The following is an 18,141-nucleotide window of genomic DNA, read 5'->3' as shown; positions in this document are numbered from 1 at the left end:
TTATTCCGGAACGGTAATCTTAATATTCCGCCATTTTACACGAATACCGCCTCCATCATGTATCTGTAGCGCAATAGACCCTTCTCCTGCACCTATTTTTTCATCGGTAATGCTGACCATTTCCACACCGTTAAGCCAGGAGGTAAGTTGATCTCCGCTTACACGTATCTTCATGGTATTCCACTCTCCTTCCTTTAAATGCTTCTCTTTTTCAGGATCTGGCTTAATTAGCCATCCCCTTCCATAAGATTCATACACCCCGCCTGTGTGCTTCCCAGGAGGCGCAACCTCTACCTGCCAGCCGCTTACTTTGGTCCCTTCTATGGTAGATCTTATAAATACCCCACTATTGCCATCTGCTTCTTGCAGAAACTCCAGAGAAACTTCAAAATCTTTGTAGTGGTCATCCGTCGCCAGATAACCATATTGGGCATCCGGGCCACTTTCGGAAATTAGCAATCCGTCTTCCACATACCATTTTTCGGTGCCATAAGCCGTCCACCCTGTCAGGTCTTTCCCATTGAAAAGCGACTTCTCCTGCGCCGTTACCCCAAGACAAAGAAGTGATACCGCAATTGTTATCAAGTTTTTCATAATGTATATTTTGTTTTTAAAGCTATTGTGTTATTATAAAATATCGGGCTTGAAGCATCTAGCTAAACCATTGCCCCCATGGAATCCTGCTTAGTACCAGCAACAATCCAAGACCATAGAATACCGCAATGCTCTTAAATTTCTTTTTGCCTTCCATAAACTTCTTGTGTCGAGACCAGCCAATAGTGATAAGTATAATAGCCACTATATTGATGGCAGGATGTTCTACGGCCAGTAATCTTGCGGCGGAATTTAGACCCCCCATACCCAATTCCTGAAGGGCAGAAAAACCGCTGGGAGACATAAAGTAGATCAATAGTCCTATCAGCAGCTGCAAATGGCAGAGAATTAAAGTAAACAGACTTAGCCTGAAATCTTTTTGAGGTGTAAACATCTTATTCCCAACCAAACCCATTATAGCGTTGGCCACTGCTAAAAAAAGGAAGACCAAAACAATGTAGGCCAGATAAGAGTGTAATTCCTGTATCCATGGATACGCCAGAGATTCTTCTTGCATCTTTTATATTTTAATTTTTAAAAGTAGTGAATTTTGGGCATAAAAAAACCTGATGAAAAACATCAGGTTTTTTTTTCAATATTATTTATCTCCTAGTTAAAGATATATCTGATCCCCAATTGTGCTTGCCATCTTGAAGAGGCGATACCGAAATCATCTAATTCTTCAATATTTGGTGTTCCATCAGCATTAACTACCCCATCATTGATCTCAAATACAGGTGTAGCATCAGTTGCAACTGTAGTAAGTGGACTTACCTCGCTTCGGATAAACTTACGCTTTCCCCATTCCTTATTCAACAAGTTGGTAAAGTTGAAGATATCTGCAGAGATCTGGAAGGTATGCGATTTGCCTCCGAAATCCAGGGTGAAATCCTGAAGTATCTTAAGGTCTACAATATGGCTCCATGGACCTCTTACTGCATTTCTTTCAGCATACTTGCCTCTGTTCTCTTTTAGATAGTCTATGCTGTTGATAAAAGTTTCCAAACGTTGCCATTGGGCCGCTTGCATTACATCATCTCCTGTAAACTGAATCTCATCAGCGCTTGCCGGGATATAGATTAAGGCATTGTCCCTGGAATCGTCATTAAACAAGTCTCTACCTTCTCTATAGTTAAAGCTATAAGGTGTCCCCTGGAACCCTTCATAGAATAACCCAAAAGTAGTTTTAACATTGTCATTCCAATCTAACTGATAAGAGAAATTTGCAGAAATCCTGTTTCCAAGTGCAAAATCAGAACGGCTGACTGGAACGTAAGAGTTCTTACCATTGACAGTGTTTATATTTCTCCACTGTGAACTGTTCTGGGAGGATGTTCCATCAAACTGCTTAAAGGAATCTCCAAAAGAGTAAGAGATTTGTCCTGAAAAACCATTTTCAAAAGGCTTCCTCAAAGTAAAGGATGTATTGTGTGAATATCCCCCACCGGTATTGGACGCAAGGATAACTCTTCCGTAGGTAGGATCAATCTCATCCCTTCTGTCATAGAATGGTCGGTTATCAGCACCTTCATATCTTCCGCTAGGTCCTTTTAGGTTTAGGTTCTGATAGTAGATATCTGTAATTACATCGGTGTAAAGGAAATCTCCTGAAAGAATCAGGTCCCACCATGGTAGTTTCTGGTCTATTGCAAAATTGTATTTCACTACCTGAGGCAGGGTGAAATCCTTGGCAATCAAATCAATATTTCCACCAACTCCACCAGATCCGGGTGCTGGGTCTTCAAACTGGTTATTTACGTCAGCAACAAAAGCCTGGCCAAATTCAAAGTTGAATCCTCCTGTGATACCGTTGTTGTTATACGTTCCCCCTGGCCATACCAATGGAAGTCTGGAAGTAAACACCCCAATTCCTCCACGGACCTGTGTTTTACTTTCACCCTTTACATCCCAATTAAATCCAAGTCTAGGTGCAAAGTGAACGGTAGGATCAATTCCCTGACCTACTCTTGCTCCCTGAAGGTCTTTGCCAACAGTTTCCAATAGGCCTATTGTTCTGGTATTGAAATCGTTGTTTACCGCACCGTCATCCCAATACGGAATATCTATCCTGGCACCTATGGTAGCCTTAAAGTTATCTGTTATCTGGATATCATCCTGAACATAGAACCCTGCCTGGAAGGTGTTAAATTCGGAAGATCCAGCAGATTCATCACCTACAACGCCGTTTCCAACAAGGGAGTAACCATGTTGGTATACATCGGCATCCTGCCCAGTAAGAAATTGGTTTAGACCAGTGGAAAGCAAAACACCTGCATCATCAAACTGGTCTTCGAAGGTGTAATCACCATAATTAAATGCAAAGAAAAGGTTCTTGATCTTGGCAAATTCAAGGTTACCACCTAAAGTAACAGTGTGCCTTCCGGCATAGATATCAAAGTTATTTGTTATTGTGAATACATCCTGATCCAACAGGTTAGCTGTTGAGAAGGGTTCCGCTCCGAAGGAGATGGTTCCCCCACCGTCTTGAATATCTATTGTCGGGAAAGGATCTCCAAGAGGGTCTCTGTCATCCCTGACACTTGTATAGGCTAAAACAAGGTTGTTGGAAAATTTATTCCCAAATCTGGAACTCAATTCAAGAGCTGTTGAATTAGTTGTAGTAACAAAGGCCTCAGAACCATTGATGAAACCAATATTCCTGTTCCCAGAGTTTCTGGCTTCCAGGTTTTCACCCTTTACATAACTGTGTCTTAAGGAAAGCTTATGATCCTGATCTATGTTCCAGTCGATCTTAGCTGTCAGTTTATCACTTTCCAGAGTTCTGGTGTTATTGTTAAAAACACCGGGGTTATACCCATAAGTACTTTGAAGGAAATTACTTAAACCATCAATATCAGCCTGGGAAGAACGCCCTGTGTAATTGCTGAAATTAAACGGCTGAGGTGTTTCATCATCCTGTCTTTCATAGTTTACAAAGAAGAAAAGTTTATCTTTTACCAGAGGCCCTCCTAATCTAACTCCATAAGTCAAGGCGCTAAAATCAGCAACTTTTTCTCTTTCTTCCCCATCGCCTACTAAATCTGGTGGCGTTTTTCCAACCAGGCCTTGATTTCTCACAAAAGCATAGGCAGAACCTTCAAATTCGTTAGAACCAGATCTTGTAATAGCGTTGATAGAACCTCCTGAGAATCCGGATTGTCTTACATCAAATGGAGCAATGTTTATCTGGAAAGTCTCAATGGCATCCACAGAGAATGGGTTAACTCCGGTTTGCCCACCGTTGGTTCCCGAACCTGCAAGTCCGAATACATCATTATTTACCGCTCCATCAATATAGATAGCATTATATCTGTTATTCTGGCCAGCCAGGGAAACGGAGAAACCGTCATTCCCTTCAGTAAGCTGTGCCTGAGGAGTGATACGAACGAAATCAGCAATTGATCTGGAAGCAGCTGGCAAAGTAGCAATATCCCTTCGGGAAACGTTGGTTTCCGTACCAGTTTTATTAGAGCTAAATACCCCTCCAGATACTCCGGTCACTACTACCTCCTGAAGCGCTGTAGCAGATTCAGCCAAAGTTGAAGCCATCCTCATGGTTTGCCCTAAGTTTAAAAATACTCCCTCACGGACATCTTCAGTAAAACCAATATAGGAAAACGTGATCTTATAAGGACCTCCAGTTCTCATATTGGATATTCGGTAGTAACCGTCAAAGTCGGTCGCCGCCCCGTAAGTCGTCCCCGAAGGTACGTGCACGGCTAAAACTGTGGCCCCTGGTAAGGGCTCTCCAGTGCTGTCAGTTACCTTACCTCCCATAGATGAGGTGGTAACCCCTTGCGAAAATGCCATTGATGCGCAAAAAAAGGCAACAATAGCCAAGTAATAATTTTTCATTGTCTGTCTCAGTGTTAATTAGTTGAATTATTCTAGCTGCAAAAGTGGTCTATTTTCAAGACCTGTTTATTAAGGGAACGTTAAATTAATGAGCCCCAATTTAACATAAATTTGGCAAAAGAATTCCTTTTTAAAGAGAAGATTTTAAAGGGATTACAATATTTAGGAAATGTGTATGTTAATTCTTAAAATATTGTAGAAGATGTAAGGTAGAAGCATCATGATTAGCAACTTCAGAACCTTCTATATCATTTAAAGTAGTCGTGGCCAGTTGTTTTCCTAATTCTACTCCCCATTGGTCATAACTAAATATGTTCCAGATCACTCCCTGCACAAATATTTTATGCTCATAAAGGGCTATTAAGGCTCCGAGATTCTTTGGAGTTAAGCTGTCTATAAGTAAGGTGGTGGTTGGTTTATTTCCCTCAAATATCTTAAAGGGTGTCAAGGATTCTAATTCTTGCCCTGATAGCCCCTTCGCCATAAGTTCTGACCTCACCTGCTCAGCATCTTTACCATTCATAAGGGCTTCTGTCTGCGCAAAAAAGTTGGCCATAAGTTTGTTATGGTGGTCTTTATCCCCATAAAGTGAATGCTTGAAGCCGATAAAATCTGCTGGTATTAATTTTGTCCCCTGGTGAATTAATTGGAAAAATGCATGCTGCGAATTGGTCCCTGGTTCTCCCCAGATGATTGTCCCGGTCTGGTAGTTTACAGCGTCGCCATTGCGGTCTGCACTCTTTCCGTTACTTTCCATAATGCCCTGTTGTAAATAAGCCGAAAACCGACTTAAATATTGGGAATACGGAATAATCGCCTCTGTCTCTGCACCATAAAAATTATTATACCACACACTCAATAGCGCCAGGATTACAGGTATATTATCTTCAAATGAAGCGCTCTTAAAGTGCTCATCCATCTCATTTGCGCCGGACAGGAGTTCATCAAAATTGTCCGGGCCCACAGCCAGGGCAATAGAGAGCCCCACTGCACTCCATAAGGAGAACCTACCTCCAACCCAATCCCACATTGGGAATACGTTCTGATCATCAATGCCAAACTCCTGTATTTTAGCAGTATTGGTTGAAACGGCGACAAAGTGTTTGGCAATATCTTCCTGGGTTCCATGTTTTAAGAACCACTTTTTAATTGTGGTGGCATTGCTTAATGTCTCCTGGGTGGTAAAAGTTTTGGAGACCACTACAAAAAGTGTAGTTTCAGGATCTAGTTCTTTAAGGATTTCCTGAACATGATCCCCATCTACATTACTGACAAAGTAGGTCTTAAGGTGGTTCTTGTAATATCTTAATGCCTCAGTAACCATAGCCGGGCCTAAGTCTGAACCTCCTATGCCGATATTAACTACAGCATTAAATGCCTTTCCTGTGTATCCTTTTTTCTGACCTGAGATAACCTTATCTGCAAAAGCCCTTATCTTTTGCTTCACCTCATAAATTTCAGGAACTACGTTTACCCCATTAACTAATATGGCGTCTGTTTCTTTTGCACGAAGGGCAGTATGCAATACGGCACGCCCTTCAGTTTCGTTGATAGTATCTCCACCAAAGTATTTGTCAATAGCATCCTTAAGGTGTAATTCTTCAGCCAGGTCTAGCAAATGGGAGCGGGTTTCCTGGGTAATTCTGTTTTTGGAATAGTCTACAAAGAATTCTTCCCATTTAAGGGTAAACTTCGAAGCTCTATTCTCATCTGCTGCAAAAAGCTCTTTAAGATGAAGGGATTTATTTTTTTCGTAATGTTCTTTGAGTTTCTTCCAGGCAGCGGTCTTGGTTGGGTTGGTGTTCTCTAATGGCATTCTATTGGTTAAGAGTTATCATATCTTCGGTGGGTTCCTCGTGAAATTCTATGCAATCTAACTGGGCCTTTATCGGGTTTATAGTTTCGTAATATGCTGGCCTTAATTGTTCGGCAAGCGGATCTGCAGCCGGGAGTTTTTCTCTTAAGGGATCTACCTGTCTGCCATTTCTCCAGAATCTGTAACATACGTGGGGTCCTCCGGTGTTTCCAGTCATCCCGATCCAGCCAATTACATCGCCCTGTCGAACAAAATCACCTCTTTTCACATTTTGTTTCCGCATGTGCAGGTATTGGGTGCTATAGGTTCCATTATGTCTAATTTTGACATATTTTCCATTGCCCCCTTTACGAGTCGATTCTGTAACCGTACCATCGGCTGTTGCCATAATAGGGGTTCCTATAGGTGCGGCATAATCTGTTCCTTTGTGTGGTCTTACTTTATAACCGTAATACCTTATTCTTCTTTTGAGATTATATCTCGAAGAAATACGGCTGAACTTAACGGGCGCTCTTAAAAAAGTACGCCTTAAGTTATTAGCTTCATCATCGTAATATTCCACGATATTTTTTAAGGAGTCATTTTCGTATGCAAAAGCATACAATGGTGTTCCATTATGCTCAAAATACGCAGCTTCTATTGGCTCGGCCCCGGCGTATATAGAATCGTTAATAAATTTTTCTTTGTAAATGACCTTGAATTTATCTCCTTTCTGAAGCCTGAAAAAATCGATAGTCCAGGCGTAAATTTCCGATAATTCGTGAGTTATGTAATAGTCTATGTTCTGCTTAAGAATAGCATCAGACAAGCTTGTTTCTATTATTCCAGAAGCCTCTCGCTGTACATACTTTACCTCCTTTTGTTGCTTATAGGCTATTGCGGAATCCCTGAAATCTACCACAGTGTAATTAATTCTATCGTTCTCATAGATAAAGATCTGGGCCTTTTCAGTGGTATCTTTAGATTTTAAGATAAGATAAGGCTTTCCTACCCTTATCCTGCGTACATCGAAGGTGTCTCTGAAATCTTTTGAAATTTTGGCGATTTTAGGATACTCCACTTTATTCTCGAGCATGAGTTCTCCAAAACTATCCCCATTTCTTACTGTGTCCTGAAGGACCTTAAAATTCTTAAGATTAAAGCCATACTCTGTAGATTCGGGACTTTCATCACTAATCTGAATGTCTGCGATTTCAGAAGGTTTAGACTCAGATTTATTTTCCCCACATGAAGCTAGTAGTACTATTACCAGTAGGGCGCCCCAATACTTTTGCATGATTAATTATTAATTTTCTCGGGGTTAAAGATATGGTCTACCCATTGTTTCCCCCAATTATTTAACTCTTCTTTTGAATGTAAATCCGGATAAAATACAACTTTCTGAAAACTCGGGGGTAAATAATCTTTCCAATTGGTGCCCCCAGTAGCTTCTATAGCCGCATTTTCTTTATTTAAATAGCGATGGGCAGAACCCATGTGCATTAAAGGCCAATTTACGTTCGCATTGATGTCCATCATCTTTAACGCTTCTATAAAAGCTTTATTATGTCTGCTTTTCTCAGGAAGCCCAAGGTATTTGTGGTAAATAGTCTGGTCTTTAAGCTGTTTTGCTATTCTAATAAATCTTGGGGTGTAGCGGTATTCAAATTGTTTGAGGGTCAGGGTCTTTTCCCCGGTAGCCCGATCTGTTGCCCCTTTCTTCCAATATATATGTTCATAAAGCTCTTCAATGGTATTTTTACTGGAGAATAAATGCCTTTCTGTATGGTGTACCAGGTGCTCCATTGGGGTTGCATAGATTTCTATCATTCTGTATTGGGCAGATTGAAATCCACTGGCAGGTAATAAGGCCATACGATATTGTAAGAATTGCTCTCTCTCCATCCCTCTAATCATTATGCTAAAAGATGAAATAAGCGCCTTATAGTAGCTATTGATTCTGTTTACCTTCTCGGTAAGAAATTCCAGGTTTTGGGATTTATCATCAACAATCTGCTTTTGTTCGTGCAGAATCAGCTTAAAATAGAGTTCTGTGATCTGATGATACATAATAAAGATTTCCTCATCAGGGAAATGCGTCCTGGGCACCTGGATGCTCAACAAGGTATCCAGATGAATATAATCCCAATAAGTAAGATAACGTTGATAAAGAAGTCCGTCCAAATAAGAGCTTAAATCCTGTCCTGAGTCCTTGTATTTTTCTTCAAGTTTGGAAATCTGTGAAGCAATGCGCTCTTTGTCTTTCATATGATCTTAGTTGTCTTACAAAGGTCACACGTAACCAGATAATATCAAAATAATTGGAAGTATTAATGCAATTGAAGCGTTTTGCCCGAATTAGGCCCTCGTGGTGGATTAGTCCATTATAATTTTAAACTGGTGTTTAAGGCTGTTATACCCGTCTAAATCTGCCTTAATAGAACCAACAGCAATATCGGCCTTAATCCTTATTGGTATCTTATTTAAATCATTGGAGACCCATAATGTTAAACTTTCCTGTTCTTTAAAAACCCTGCCAGATTGAACATATGGTCTGAATTTTAGGCATTCTACTTTCCCAAATTTGGTTTTAAGAATATCCTTGCCCAAATATTTTAGCTTAAACTGAAAGATACCATCATCGTCATAAAGCATATTAAGCTTTATGGACTCGTTAAGTATTAAATCCTCAAATTCATAATTATCACGTACATAGTAAAAAGCAGATATAAGGTCCTGAATACTGTCCCTAATGGTAAAATTGTACTTTTTCTTATTCTTCTTATCGTTTAGGACTGCCTCGTCCCTGTCATAGTCGAAGTTGATTTCAATATCTTTGGTATAACCTCCTTCATCAATCTTTCGCACAAATTTATAGGGTTTGTAATCCTCTTTGTCAAAATAACTTTCATATCGGTCATCAACCTTAAAAAAAGCACGGGCAATTCCAGTTGTTCTGCCTTTACCTACTACATGGTAAACCATTTTATCATCTACCTTACTATTCTTAAGCTGCAATGTGGCAAAGCTGGCATTGATCCACCCGTAATGAATTCTGAACTTCAACCATTCCCCTGGCTTAAAAGCAGATTCTTTTTTACCTTTTTCCGGATTGGCTGTAGCAAACCTATCCTCATCATAACCGCCAATGGTAGTTTGGCCCATTAAAGAGAAACAGAAAAGAATAACAAGGTATTTAGTAACGCCTTTCATGGTTATAAAATTAATATCAAATTTTTAATTCGATGTAAAAAATTCATTGTTTACAATTACTTAAACAAATTTTATTCCAAAGTATTGTGTATTGATCAGTTGATCGACAAAGTTGCATCAGTACCCGACCAACCTTTATTTTCTCATAACTGGCCAAGATCAAAAAAAGCCCCGACAAGATGTCAGGGCTTTTCCTAAATAACCAACCAAACTTTAAATTATGAAAAACCAATACTTAAAGTAATAAGGGAACCACCCCTTATGTGACTCAAATTTACTGCAAGTGAATCACTGATTAAACTGTTTTAACGTTCTTTAACGCAGCTCTTAACAATACTTTATGCATAATGCATTAAATTTTACAAATCCTTAAGAAAATGTAGCTTAAAGCGTCCCCCGTGATTGTTGTTCCCGTTCAATTGCTTCGAATAAAGCCTTGAAATTTCCTTTCCCAAAAGACTTGGCTCCTTTACGTTGAATTATCTCAATAAACATCGTTGGCCTGTCTAGAATTGGCTTGGTAAATATCTGCAACAAGTACCCTTCATCATCCCTGTCGATCAATATTCCCAAATCTCTTAATGGCTCAAGATCTTCATCTATCTCGCCCACCCTGTCTAAAACATCTTCATAATAGCTGACAGGTACAGTAAGAAACTCTATGCCCCTGTTACGTAAAGAGGTAACAGTCTCAATTATATTGTCTGTTGCCAGAGCCATATGCTGTACCCCTGCCCCGTTGTAGAATTCTATATACTCCTCAATTTGAGATTTTTTTCTACCATCTGCCGGTTCATTAATCGGAAACTTTATACGACCATTCCCATTGCTCATTACCTTACTCATAAGGGCAGTGTACTCTGTGGAAATGTCCTTATCATCAAATGACACCAGTTGAGCAAAACCCATTACCTCTGCATAGAACTTACACCATTTATTCATTTCATTCCACCCTACATTGCCCACCATATGATCTATGTACTTAAGGCCAACATCAGTAGGCTGATAAAATGGATCCCACTTTATATATCCAGGCATAAACACTCCCTTGTAATTGCCTCTTTCCACAAAAACATGTACAGTTTCACCATAGGTATGAATACCAGAAAGTACTACTTCTCCTGATTCATCTGATAGTGTTTTAGGCTCAAAATAGCTTTCTGCACCTCTTTTAGTTGTTTCCAGGTAGCTTTTTGCGGCATCATCTACCCAAAGTGCAATGGCTTTAACTCCATCTCCGTGAGCATCTATATGTTTGTTTATTTCACCACCAGATTTTAAGGGAGAGGTAAGCACCAATCTTATTTTATCTTGTTGCACCACATAGGAAACCTTGTCTTTAAGACCTGTTTCCAGACCGGCATAAGCCAAGGGTTGAAATCCCCAGGCAGACATGTAGTAATATGCCGCTTGTTTGGCATTACCCACATAGAGTTCTACATGATCTGTTCCTAATAGCGGAAGAAAATCTTCGGCTTCCATATTTTCTTTAGGTAATTGTAATGATGTTTTATCTAATACTGACATTGTTCTAAAATTTTGAATTGATAATTAAAAAAAGTAAAAATCGGGTATTATAACCCTAATCCGGGGTTTTATAACCCTACCACATAGCCCTGAGATGGGCGGTTATATCAATCCTTGTATGTGTCAAAGCTGTGATCATAAGAGAATACAAATATCGTAAAAATCATCTACAAATCCCTCATTTTAAAGCTTTTTACAATCCTGTCGGCTCTAATGATCAAAACCAATATCCCACACTGATAAAAATATTGCTTTGAGTAACTTCGGGAGACCAGGAATACAGAATTTGTACCGGCCCAAAAAAGGATTCCCATCCATAACCAAGGCCGTAACCGGAATAATCCGGGGCAGTAAACCACTCGCCGGTTCTAAAAAGATCATCTTCCACATTAGAGTAGTTCGCCGCAAATAACAAATGATTTTTCGGGGCAAACTCGAGGTCCAATCTGGCATAGGCTTTTACATAACTATTTCCGGGAAGCGCCAGAAAATCGTACCCCAGGAAGGGGACAAAGTTGTTGATCAGGTTATTGCCATAACCCCCAAGGACAAAATCCAGCGAAGAGACATTTGAAGTTCCCAGTTTAAAACCCCCTTCTGTTTCAACATTTAAAGAAAGGTTTCCAACAATTGGAAATGCCATCCCCATTCTGGCTTTTGCGATGGAGAATTCTTTGAAGTTATCATTAAAATCTGAAGATAAAAGATACAGGTGAAAATCTCCATTAAAGTACAATCCTTTAGAGGGAAAATATTTATCGTTATATGTGTCTAAAATCAGTTTGCCATACGTACTGAAGTAATTGCTTTTTTCAAAGAAGGTCCTTATGTCTCCCGGGGCACTAATATTCAATGAAGTATTGTTATTAACCTCATTTAAAGTAGTGGTACTGTATTTTAAAAATTTATGCTCCACCCCCAGGCTAAATGCAAATTCTTCATTGAGTACGGTTTGCAGGTATATCTGATTGGTGAAATCTGAAACGTCCAGGTTGACACTATTAATATTGTCGTCCTGAGGTACATCAAAATTAGATTGAATGACGCCATAACCGATTTCATCTGTAAAATCATTAAATCTGGAATTAATCCCAAAACTCCAATAAGAACCCTTGTCCACATAATATTGAAAGTTATAGCGAACATTGTCTCCAAGAATAAAGTCGAGAGATGCAACATCATCACTAACCAAAGCGTACTTTTTCGTTAAATTAATCATGGCCGCACTTTTATACAGATCATCATAGTGGGCCCCTATTCTAATAAAGGTTTTAGTAGGATTTTCTCTGAGCTTAATGATAAGATCTTCCCCCAAACCATTAGACACCAATTCATATCTTATGGTCTGAAAATTCCCTGTTGCCGCCAGGTTACTTATACCTTGCTGCAATTTCCTGAATGTGACCTTTTCGGCCAGGTTAAATCTGAGTTTTCCTTTTACATATCCTCTTGTATAATTATTATTCCCATTTATAACCAACCTGTTTACAATAATTGTGTCTTTTTGGAAAATAGGCGGTTTCGGCTCCTGTTTTATTGATTGTCGCAGGGCCAATGCCTGAAGTGCCTGAATTTGGTCTCTGGCAGCGTTTTCACCTGTTTCCATTATTTTTTGCTTCAGATCAAAATCAATAACGGAGTAATTCTCCATATCGGGTTTTATGTAAATGTCGGTAAGCCTGGATTTTAATTTCATATCCCCAACGGTTCTGTAGTTATTTATCTGCAGCAATATCTCAGTAGCAGATAAGAGAGATTCCCGGTCTCTAAGTCCGTGTTGCACATCTACTCCAATTATGAAGTCCGCTCCTAAATTGCGAACTTCCTCTATCGGATAATTGTTTAATACCCCGCCATCAATTAGGATTTGCCCATCTACTTCGGCAGGTTCAAACAATGAAGGAAAGGTGCCACTGGCAAGTATGGCTTCCGGCAGATAACCACTGTCTAATAAGACTTCTGTGCCTTTCTCAACGTCTGTCGCTATGCAGAAAAAGGGAATTGGCAGTTTGTTAAAATCTTCGGTGTCTTTCACATGATAAAGCAACCTGACCAACTCATTATAAATATTCTGCCCTCCAGAAATTGCAGGCGGAAACGAAATTTTAAAATCATTAAAGGGAAGTGTAAGGGCATATCTCTCCGAGTCTTCCTTCTCATAAAATGTTTTGGCACTTCTGGGTAGATTATCCTGAATTAGGTTGGCTAGATCTGTGCTCTTAAAAATAGAGTCTAATGCGGAAGCAGAGTACCCGGAAGCGTAAAGTGCCCCAATAATTGCCCCCATACTGGTACCCCCTATGTAATCTATTTTTACCCCGGCCTCTTCAATGACTTTTAAAGCCCCAATATGCGCTAATCCTTTAGCGCCGCCACCGCTTAGAACCAACCCAACTTTTGGATTTTGCTTTGCTCTATCCTCCTGCGCAAAAGATACCAGGGCGAACAAAGAAAATATTATGAAGAAAACCTTTTTATTCATAGGTCTGAGATAAGGGGACGTCAGTGAAAGTTAATATAAATTTTCTTGGCTTTAGACGATCCCACAATATTAGATAATTCTTCCAAGGAAGCTTCTTTTATCCTTTTGACGGATTTAAAGTTCTTAAGTAATTCGAGCGCCGTTTTTTCTCCTATCCCTTCAATTTCCTCCAGGGCAGAATTAATTGCCGCTTTACTTCTTTTGTTCCTGTGAAAGGTAATTCCAAATCGGTGTGCTTCGTTTCTCAGCTGCTGAATTATTTTAAGGGTTTCGGATTTTTTATTTAAATACAACGGAATCGGATCATCGGGAAAATAAATCTCCTCAAGGCGCTTGGCAATTCCAATAATGGCAATCTTACCCCTTAATCCCAGCAATTCAAGGCTTTTCAAGGCCGATGACAGCTGCCCTTTACCCCCATCTATAACTATGAGTTGCGGAAGTGTTTCACTTTCATCGATTAGCCGCTTATACCTTCTGTGGACCACCTCTTCCATTGAAGCAAAATCATCCGGGCCATCGACGGTTTTAATATTAAAATGCCTGTATTCTTTTTTTGCCGCTTTCCCATTTCTAAAGACTACACATGCCGCTACCGGGTTACTGCCTTGAATATTAGAGTTATCAAAACACTCTATATGCCTGGGCTCTTCGGACAGCCGCAGGTCTATCTTCATCTGGGCCATTATTCTATTTGTATGCCGGTCCGGATCTGTAACTTTTATTTGCTTAAAACGATCTTGCCTAAAGAATTTTGCATTGCGCTCGGACAAATCCAATATCTTTTTCTTATCCCCTAATTTTGGCACGGTCACTTTAATCCCCGAAGCAATCTTTAATGGGAAAGGAACATACACTTCCCTGGATTGTGAATTAAATCGTTGCCTGATCTCAACTATGGCCAATTGCAATAGGTCCATATCCTGCTCGTCTAATTTCTTTTTAATTTCCATGGTATGTGACCTTATAATGGAACCATGGGCGAGTTGAAGAAAATTGATATAAGCATAGGCGCTATCCGAAATAATGCTGAACACATCTACATTGCTGATCTTCGGGTTAACTATGGTCGACTTTACCTGGTAATTCTCCAGGACTTCAATTTTTTCCTTAATGCGCTGCGCTTCTTCAAATTTCATTTCCGCAGCAAGAGATTTCATCTGTTTTCTGAAATAATGCAGGGAAGATTTAAAATTCCCTTTTACAATATCTCTAATATCGTTTATTTGTTGGTGATAATCTTCAGATGTTTGAAGGTCTTCGCAAGGTCCTTTGCAATTCCCTAAATGATACTCCAGACAAACTTTATACTTCCCTGCCTCAATTTTATCTCTTGAAAGATCGTAGTTGCATGTCCTTAAGGAATAAACTCCCCTGATAAGATCTAAAAGTGTCTTAACCGTTCTCATACTGGTATAAGGGCCAAAATATTCGGAGCCGTCCTTTATGAGTTTTCTCGTAGGAAATATTCTTGGGTAATTTTCATTCTTTATACAAATCCAAGGATAAGATTTATCATCTTTAAGCAGTACATTGTATCTGGGCTGATACTTTTTAATGAGGTTGTTCTCTAATAGCAAGGCATCAGATTCTGTCGGAACTACAATGTGCCTAACCTCTTTTATTTTCTTTACAAGTATTCTGGTTTTGCCGTAATCATGAGATTTATTAAAATAAGAGGCCACCCTCTTCTTAAGGTTCTTTGCTTTTCCAACATAGAGGATTTTCCCTTCAACATCATAGAATTGATAAACTCCCGGTGTCTCTGGTAAGGATGTAATTTGTATTTCTATCGGAAGTTCTGGCATCTAATTCAATAAAGATAATTTAATGAATAGTATATACACAAAGATAGAATACTGCTTATTTAAAAACTCAAAGCGCAAACAATTTAACGAAGCATTATAATTCAAAGAAATCCGATAAAATACATGGCATTTCTCTTCTGTCCTTCAAAGAGGTTTTGATAAATAAAACTACTATTTTTTTAAAGTGGTGATTATCAATTTTTTAGACAATAGCACTTTAAGGAAATAGTCGGTAAAATGCACAAAAATGTTAATGATTGCATAAAAAAGTGCATTTCATCGATGAATTAGTGCATTTTATGGGTGTACCCTCGATTTTTTTATTTACATTTAGCACGTCAAAAGCAGGCACTCACATGGACAATTATTTCATTACATTAGGAATGTACCTGATATTGATGCTCTTTTTCAAGATTTATTTTGCCGTTGCGGCGAAGGAATAATTTTGACGAATAGCTCCCCCCACACAATTCGTTTAATCGCCTTTTATGTTTAAAAAAGAGTTACGATTAAACTTTACATTACTGAGAAAAGAATTTTCAGAAGAACAACTAGAAGTTGCGAGTTTGGCTATTGCCGAAAACGTAAATCAGCTTCCTATTTGGGAGTATCTGTATTATCATTTGTTTTTACAGATCCCGGAAAAAAAGGAAATTGACACTTCCTGTATCCTTACTATTCTGCAAGCTAAGGATAAAAATGTAGTAGTGCCCAAAATCACCGGCCCTTCGAAATTGACAAATTACCTATTAACAGATAGTACAGTATTTAAAAAAAATCGCTGGGACATTCCCGAACCTGTTGAAGGAATTCCTGTGCCATCAAGTATGATTGAAGTTGTTTTTGTGCCTTTAATGGCATTTGATCTTAAAGGAAACCGAGTAGGGTATGGAAAAGGTTTTTATGATAATTTCCTTAACGAGTGCCCGCCAGATGTTATTAAAATAGGACTATCGTTATTTGAAGCTGTAGAAGAAATATCAGATCTCCATCCGGGAGATGTTCCTTTGGACTACTGCGTTACTCCAAAGAAAATTTACGAGTTCTGATCCTGATCTCCAGGTGAAGTTGTTGATGTCTCAGATTGCAAAGCCTCCTCAGCCACTGCATTATTTTCTTGTTCTGCTTCAGCTTTTTTGGGAAACGCCTTTTTATTGAACACCAATAATATGCCAACCCCTGTGCTGATCGCCGTATCAGCTACATTAAAAACAGGCTCGAAAAAACGAAAGTTATTCCCACCGACAAAGGGCATCCATTCTGGCCAGGTAGTATCTATCATGGGAAAATAAAGCATGTCTACCACCTTACCATAAAAAAGGCTTCCATATGGCTCATCGGAAAACAAACTTGCCACCTGATTATAACTATCATCAAACACAAGTCCGTAAAAAACAGAATCGATTATATTTCCAAGCGCACCTGCAAAAATTAAGGCAACGGCTATTATTAATGTTTTAGATGCCATCTTTCGGACAATATCATAAAGCCAATATCCGATCCCGACAATAGCAAAGAGCCTGAAAATGGTGAGAATTAACTTTCCGGCAGAGTCCGAAACAGGTAAAATATCGCTTAGTTTAGTTCCCCAGGCAGCACCTTCATTCTCTATAAACAAAATCTTGAACCAGCTAAATACCGTGACATCTTCGCCCAATATAAAGTGCGTTTTGACATAGATCTTAGATATTTGATCTACTATCAAAATTATAGCTACCAGCAACAGGGCCTTGTTTAATCGCATCTATTCCAAAATTGATTCGCAAAAATAGGGATTATAAACCAATCTGATGCATGTAGAAGACGTAGGTGTCAGAAATACAGTTAATTGGTATTGGTCAGGTGAATATCCCCCCTAACGGAATGCAAATCATATACACTTGCACCTTCCGGAAAGTTCTTTTTAACAACTGTTCCATATTTAGATTCGGCCAGCACATTGCCTCCCTCTCCCAGGACATTGATATTCCCGCTCTGTGTTTTAACAACTGCTTTTAAGCCCACCTGGTCTAAAGAGCAATTCCCATCGTCTAGCGCTACTTCCAATATGGAGAATGTTCCCTTTGCCATCACATTGCAGTTGGTTCCGGTAACATGTACCTTATTAAATTCTGGCAGTCTAACTTTTAAGGCAATAGAAATGACTTTGTGCGCACTTAATTTATCATTAGGAACAACAAAATTTGGCCTAAACCCGGTACTTACCATATAAGTGCTCCCGGCTTCTCTGATTTTTACTACTAAATCGTCGCTATATTCCCCATCTATTAATGCTTCTACTATCAGCTCATCATTTGTTGATGTTGTCAATTCTAAATCGAAACAATTGCGGGTGTCTATTTGAAAGGCGGTTACATTGGAGTTAGTCAAAGATTTTCTGATCATCTTTTGAGACTGTAGTCCGCTAAAGGTGATTAAGCAAATTACTGTAAAGACCAGCCTTATCATTATAAAAAAACGCCCTATTCGGGCGTTTCAATTTTATTTTTGCATATTCTTTGCCTCAATACTCAGCGTTGCGTGAGGTACCAGTTTTAAACGCTCTTTGTTGATGAGCTTACCGGTAACCCTGCAGATACCATAGGTCTTGTTTTCTATTCTCAATAAAGCATTCTTTAAATCACGAATAAATTTTTCCTGACGAATTGCAAGTTGTGTATTTGCCTCTTTACTCATAGTTTCTGACCCTTCTTCAAAGGCTTTGAAAGTTGGAGAGGTATCATCAGTGCCATTATTCCCGTCATTCATATATGAGCTTTTAAGCAAATTGAGATGACTTGTAGCCTTTTCTATCTTTTCTTCGATAAGGGCTCTAAATCCTTCTAACTCCTTATCTGAATATCTAATCTTTAAATCTTGTCCCATAG

General features: G+C 39.1%; 14 protein-coding genes. 1 reads left to right on the top strand and 13 read right to left on the bottom strand.

Annotated features, from left to right (window positions below; translation table 11 throughout):
* From J1G40_RS01605 to uvrC, 10 genes are all read right to left on the bottom strand, one after another.
* The gene (locus tag J1G40_RS01605) at nt 1–594 is read right to left on the bottom strand and encodes a DUF1080 domain-containing protein (protein WP_265240522.1); all 594 of its coding nucleotides are present in this window, start codon (nt 592–594) and stop codon (nt 1–3) included.
* Between the two features lie 58 nt (nt 595–652).
* Nucleotides 653–1,111 carry a hypothetical protein gene (locus J1G40_RS01600; RefSeq protein ID WP_265240521.1) on the bottom strand — a complete coding sequence of 153 codons (459 nt, stop codon included), beginning with the start codon at nt 1,109–1,111 and terminating at the stop codon, nt 653–655.
* Nucleotides 1,112–1,203: 92 nt separating this feature from the next.
* On the bottom strand, nt 1,204–4,449 hold the full coding sequence (locus J1G40_RS01595; RefSeq protein WP_265240520.1) for a TonB-dependent receptor: 3,246 nt from the start codon (nt 4,447–4,449) through the stop codon (nt 1,204–1,206).
* 178 nt (nt 4,450–4,627) lie between these two features.
* Nucleotides 4,628–6,265 (bottom strand): glucose-6-phosphate isomerase, encoded by a 1,638-nt coding sequence (pgi, locus tag J1G40_RS01590; protein WP_265240519.1) that lies wholly within the window; start codon nt 6,263–6,265, stop codon nt 4,628–4,630.
* 1 nt (nt 6,266) lies between these two features.
* Nucleotides 6,267–7,541, bottom strand: a complete 1,275-nt coding sequence (locus J1G40_RS01585) for a peptidoglycan DD-metalloendopeptidase family protein (protein WP_265240518.1) — start codon at nt 7,539–7,541, stop codon at nt 6,267–6,269.
* Nucleotides 7,542–7,543: 2 nt separating this feature from the next.
* Nucleotides 7,544–8,512, bottom strand: a complete 969-nt coding sequence (locus J1G40_RS01580) for a tryptophan 2,3-dioxygenase family protein (protein ID WP_265240517.1) — start codon at nt 8,510–8,512, stop codon at nt 7,544–7,546.
* A 108-nt stretch (nt 8,513–8,620) separates the two neighbouring features.
* A complete protein-coding gene (locus J1G40_RS01575) occupies nt 8,621–9,457 on the bottom strand; it encodes a DUF3108 domain-containing protein (RefSeq protein ID WP_265240516.1) in 837 nt (278 codons plus the stop codon).
* A gap of 384 nt (nt 9,458–9,841) precedes the next feature.
* Nucleotides 9,842–10,984, bottom strand: a complete 1,143-nt coding sequence (hppD, locus tag J1G40_RS01570) for a 4-hydroxyphenylpyruvate dioxygenase (RefSeq protein ID WP_265240515.1) — start codon at nt 10,982–10,984, stop codon at nt 9,842–9,844.
* Nucleotides 10,985–11,201: 217 nt separating this feature from the next.
* Entirely contained in the window at nt 11,202–13,466 is a 2,265-nt protein-coding gene (locus J1G40_RS01565; RefSeq protein WP_265240514.1) for a patatin-like phospholipase family protein, read from the bottom strand.
* Between the two features lie 20 nt (nt 13,467–13,486).
* Nucleotides 13,487–15,274 carry an excinuclease ABC subunit UvrC gene (gene uvrC / locus J1G40_RS01560; RefSeq protein WP_265240513.1) on the bottom strand — a complete coding sequence of 596 codons (1,788 nt, stop codon included), beginning with the start codon at nt 15,272–15,274 and terminating at the stop codon, nt 13,487–13,489.
* A gap of 488 nt (nt 15,275–15,762) precedes the next feature.
* Between uvrC and J1G40_RS01555 the strand changes: the two genes are divergently transcribed.
* Nucleotides 15,763–16,323, top strand: a complete 561-nt coding sequence (locus tag J1G40_RS01555; RefSeq protein WP_265240512.1) for a 5-formyltetrahydrofolate cyclo-ligase — start codon at nt 15,763–15,765, stop codon at nt 16,321–16,323.
* Here the strand turns inward: J1G40_RS01555 and J1G40_RS01550 are convergent.
* From J1G40_RS01550 to J1G40_RS01540, 3 genes are all read right to left on the bottom strand, one after another.
* Entirely contained in the window at nt 16,311–17,018 is a 708-nt protein-coding gene (locus J1G40_RS01550) for a lipoprotein signal peptidase (protein ID WP_265240511.1), read from the bottom strand. The genes J1G40_RS01555 and J1G40_RS01550 overlap by 13 nt on opposite strands.
* Nucleotides 17,019–17,098: 80 nt before the next feature.
* Entirely contained in the window at nt 17,099–17,659 is a 561-nt protein-coding gene (locus J1G40_RS01545) for a hypothetical protein (RefSeq protein WP_265240510.1), read from the bottom strand.
* A gap of 96 nt (nt 17,660–17,755) precedes the next feature.
* Nucleotides 17,756–18,139, bottom strand: coding sequence for a TraR/DksA family transcriptional regulator (locus tag J1G40_RS01540; RefSeq protein ID WP_265240509.1), 384 nt, complete (start codon nt 18,137–18,139; stop codon nt 17,756–17,758).
* Nucleotides 18,140–18,141 lie beyond the last annotated feature (2 nt).

The sequence above is a fragment of the Muriicola sp. Z0-33 genome, assembly GCF_026126425.1.
Classification (GTDB): Bacteria; Bacteroidota; Bacteroidia; order Flavobacteriales; family Flavobacteriaceae; genus JAFMPW01.
The sequence above is the reverse complement of the archived record's forward strand: the minus strand, read 5'-3'. Positions and strand labels throughout refer to the sequence as shown.

Excerpts from the sequence above, each read along its gene's own strand:
- J1G40_RS01605 (WP_265240522.1), bottom strand. The coding sequence starts at position 594 with ATGAAAAACTTGATAACAATTGCGGTATCACTTCTTTGTCTTGGGGTA.
- J1G40_RS01600 (WP_265240521.1), bottom strand. The coding sequence starts at position 1,111 with ATGCAAGAAGAATCTCTGGCGTATCCATGGATACAGGAATTACACTCT.
- J1G40_RS01595 (WP_265240520.1), bottom strand. The coding sequence starts at position 4,449 with ATGAAAAATTATTACTTGGCTATTGTTGCCTTTTTTTGCGCATCAATG.
- pgi (WP_265240519.1), bottom strand. The coding sequence starts at position 6,265 with ATGCCATTAGAGAACACCAACCCAACCAAGACCGCTGCCTGGAAGAAA.
- J1G40_RS01585 (WP_265240518.1), bottom strand. The coding sequence starts at position 7,541 with ATGCAAAAGTATTGGGGCGCCCTACTGGTAATAGTACTACTAGCTTCA.
- J1G40_RS01580 (WP_265240517.1), bottom strand. The coding sequence starts at position 8,512 with ATGAAAGACAAAGAGCGCATTGCTTCACAGATTTCCAAACTTGAAGAA.
- J1G40_RS01575 (WP_265240516.1), bottom strand. The coding sequence starts at position 9,457 with ATGAAAGGCGTTACTAAATACCTTGTTATTCTTTTCTGTTTCTCTTTA.
- hppD (WP_265240515.1), bottom strand. The coding sequence starts at position 10,984 with ATGTCAGTATTAGATAAAACATCATTACAATTACCTAAAGAAAATATG.
- J1G40_RS01565 (WP_265240514.1), bottom strand. The coding sequence starts at position 13,466 with ATGAATAAAAAGGTTTTCTTCATAATATTTTCTTTGTTCGCCCTGGTA.
- uvrC (WP_265240513.1), bottom strand. The coding sequence starts at position 15,274 with ATGCCAGAACTTCCGATAGAAATACAAATTACATCCTTACCAGAGACA.
- J1G40_RS01555 (WP_265240512.1), top strand. The coding sequence starts at position 15,763 with ATGTTTAAAAAAGAGTTACGATTAAACTTTACATTACTGAGAAAAGAA.
- J1G40_RS01550 (WP_265240511.1), bottom strand. The coding sequence starts at position 17,018 with ATGCGATTAAACAAGGCCCTGTTGCTGGTAGCTATAATTTTGATAGTA.
- J1G40_RS01545 (WP_265240510.1), bottom strand. The coding sequence starts at position 17,659 with ATGATCAGAAAATCTTTGACTAACTCCAATGTAACCGCCTTTCAAATA.
- J1G40_RS01540 (WP_265240509.1), bottom strand. The coding sequence starts at position 18,139 with ATGGGACAAGATTTAAAGATTAGATATTCAGATAAGGAGTTAGAAGGA.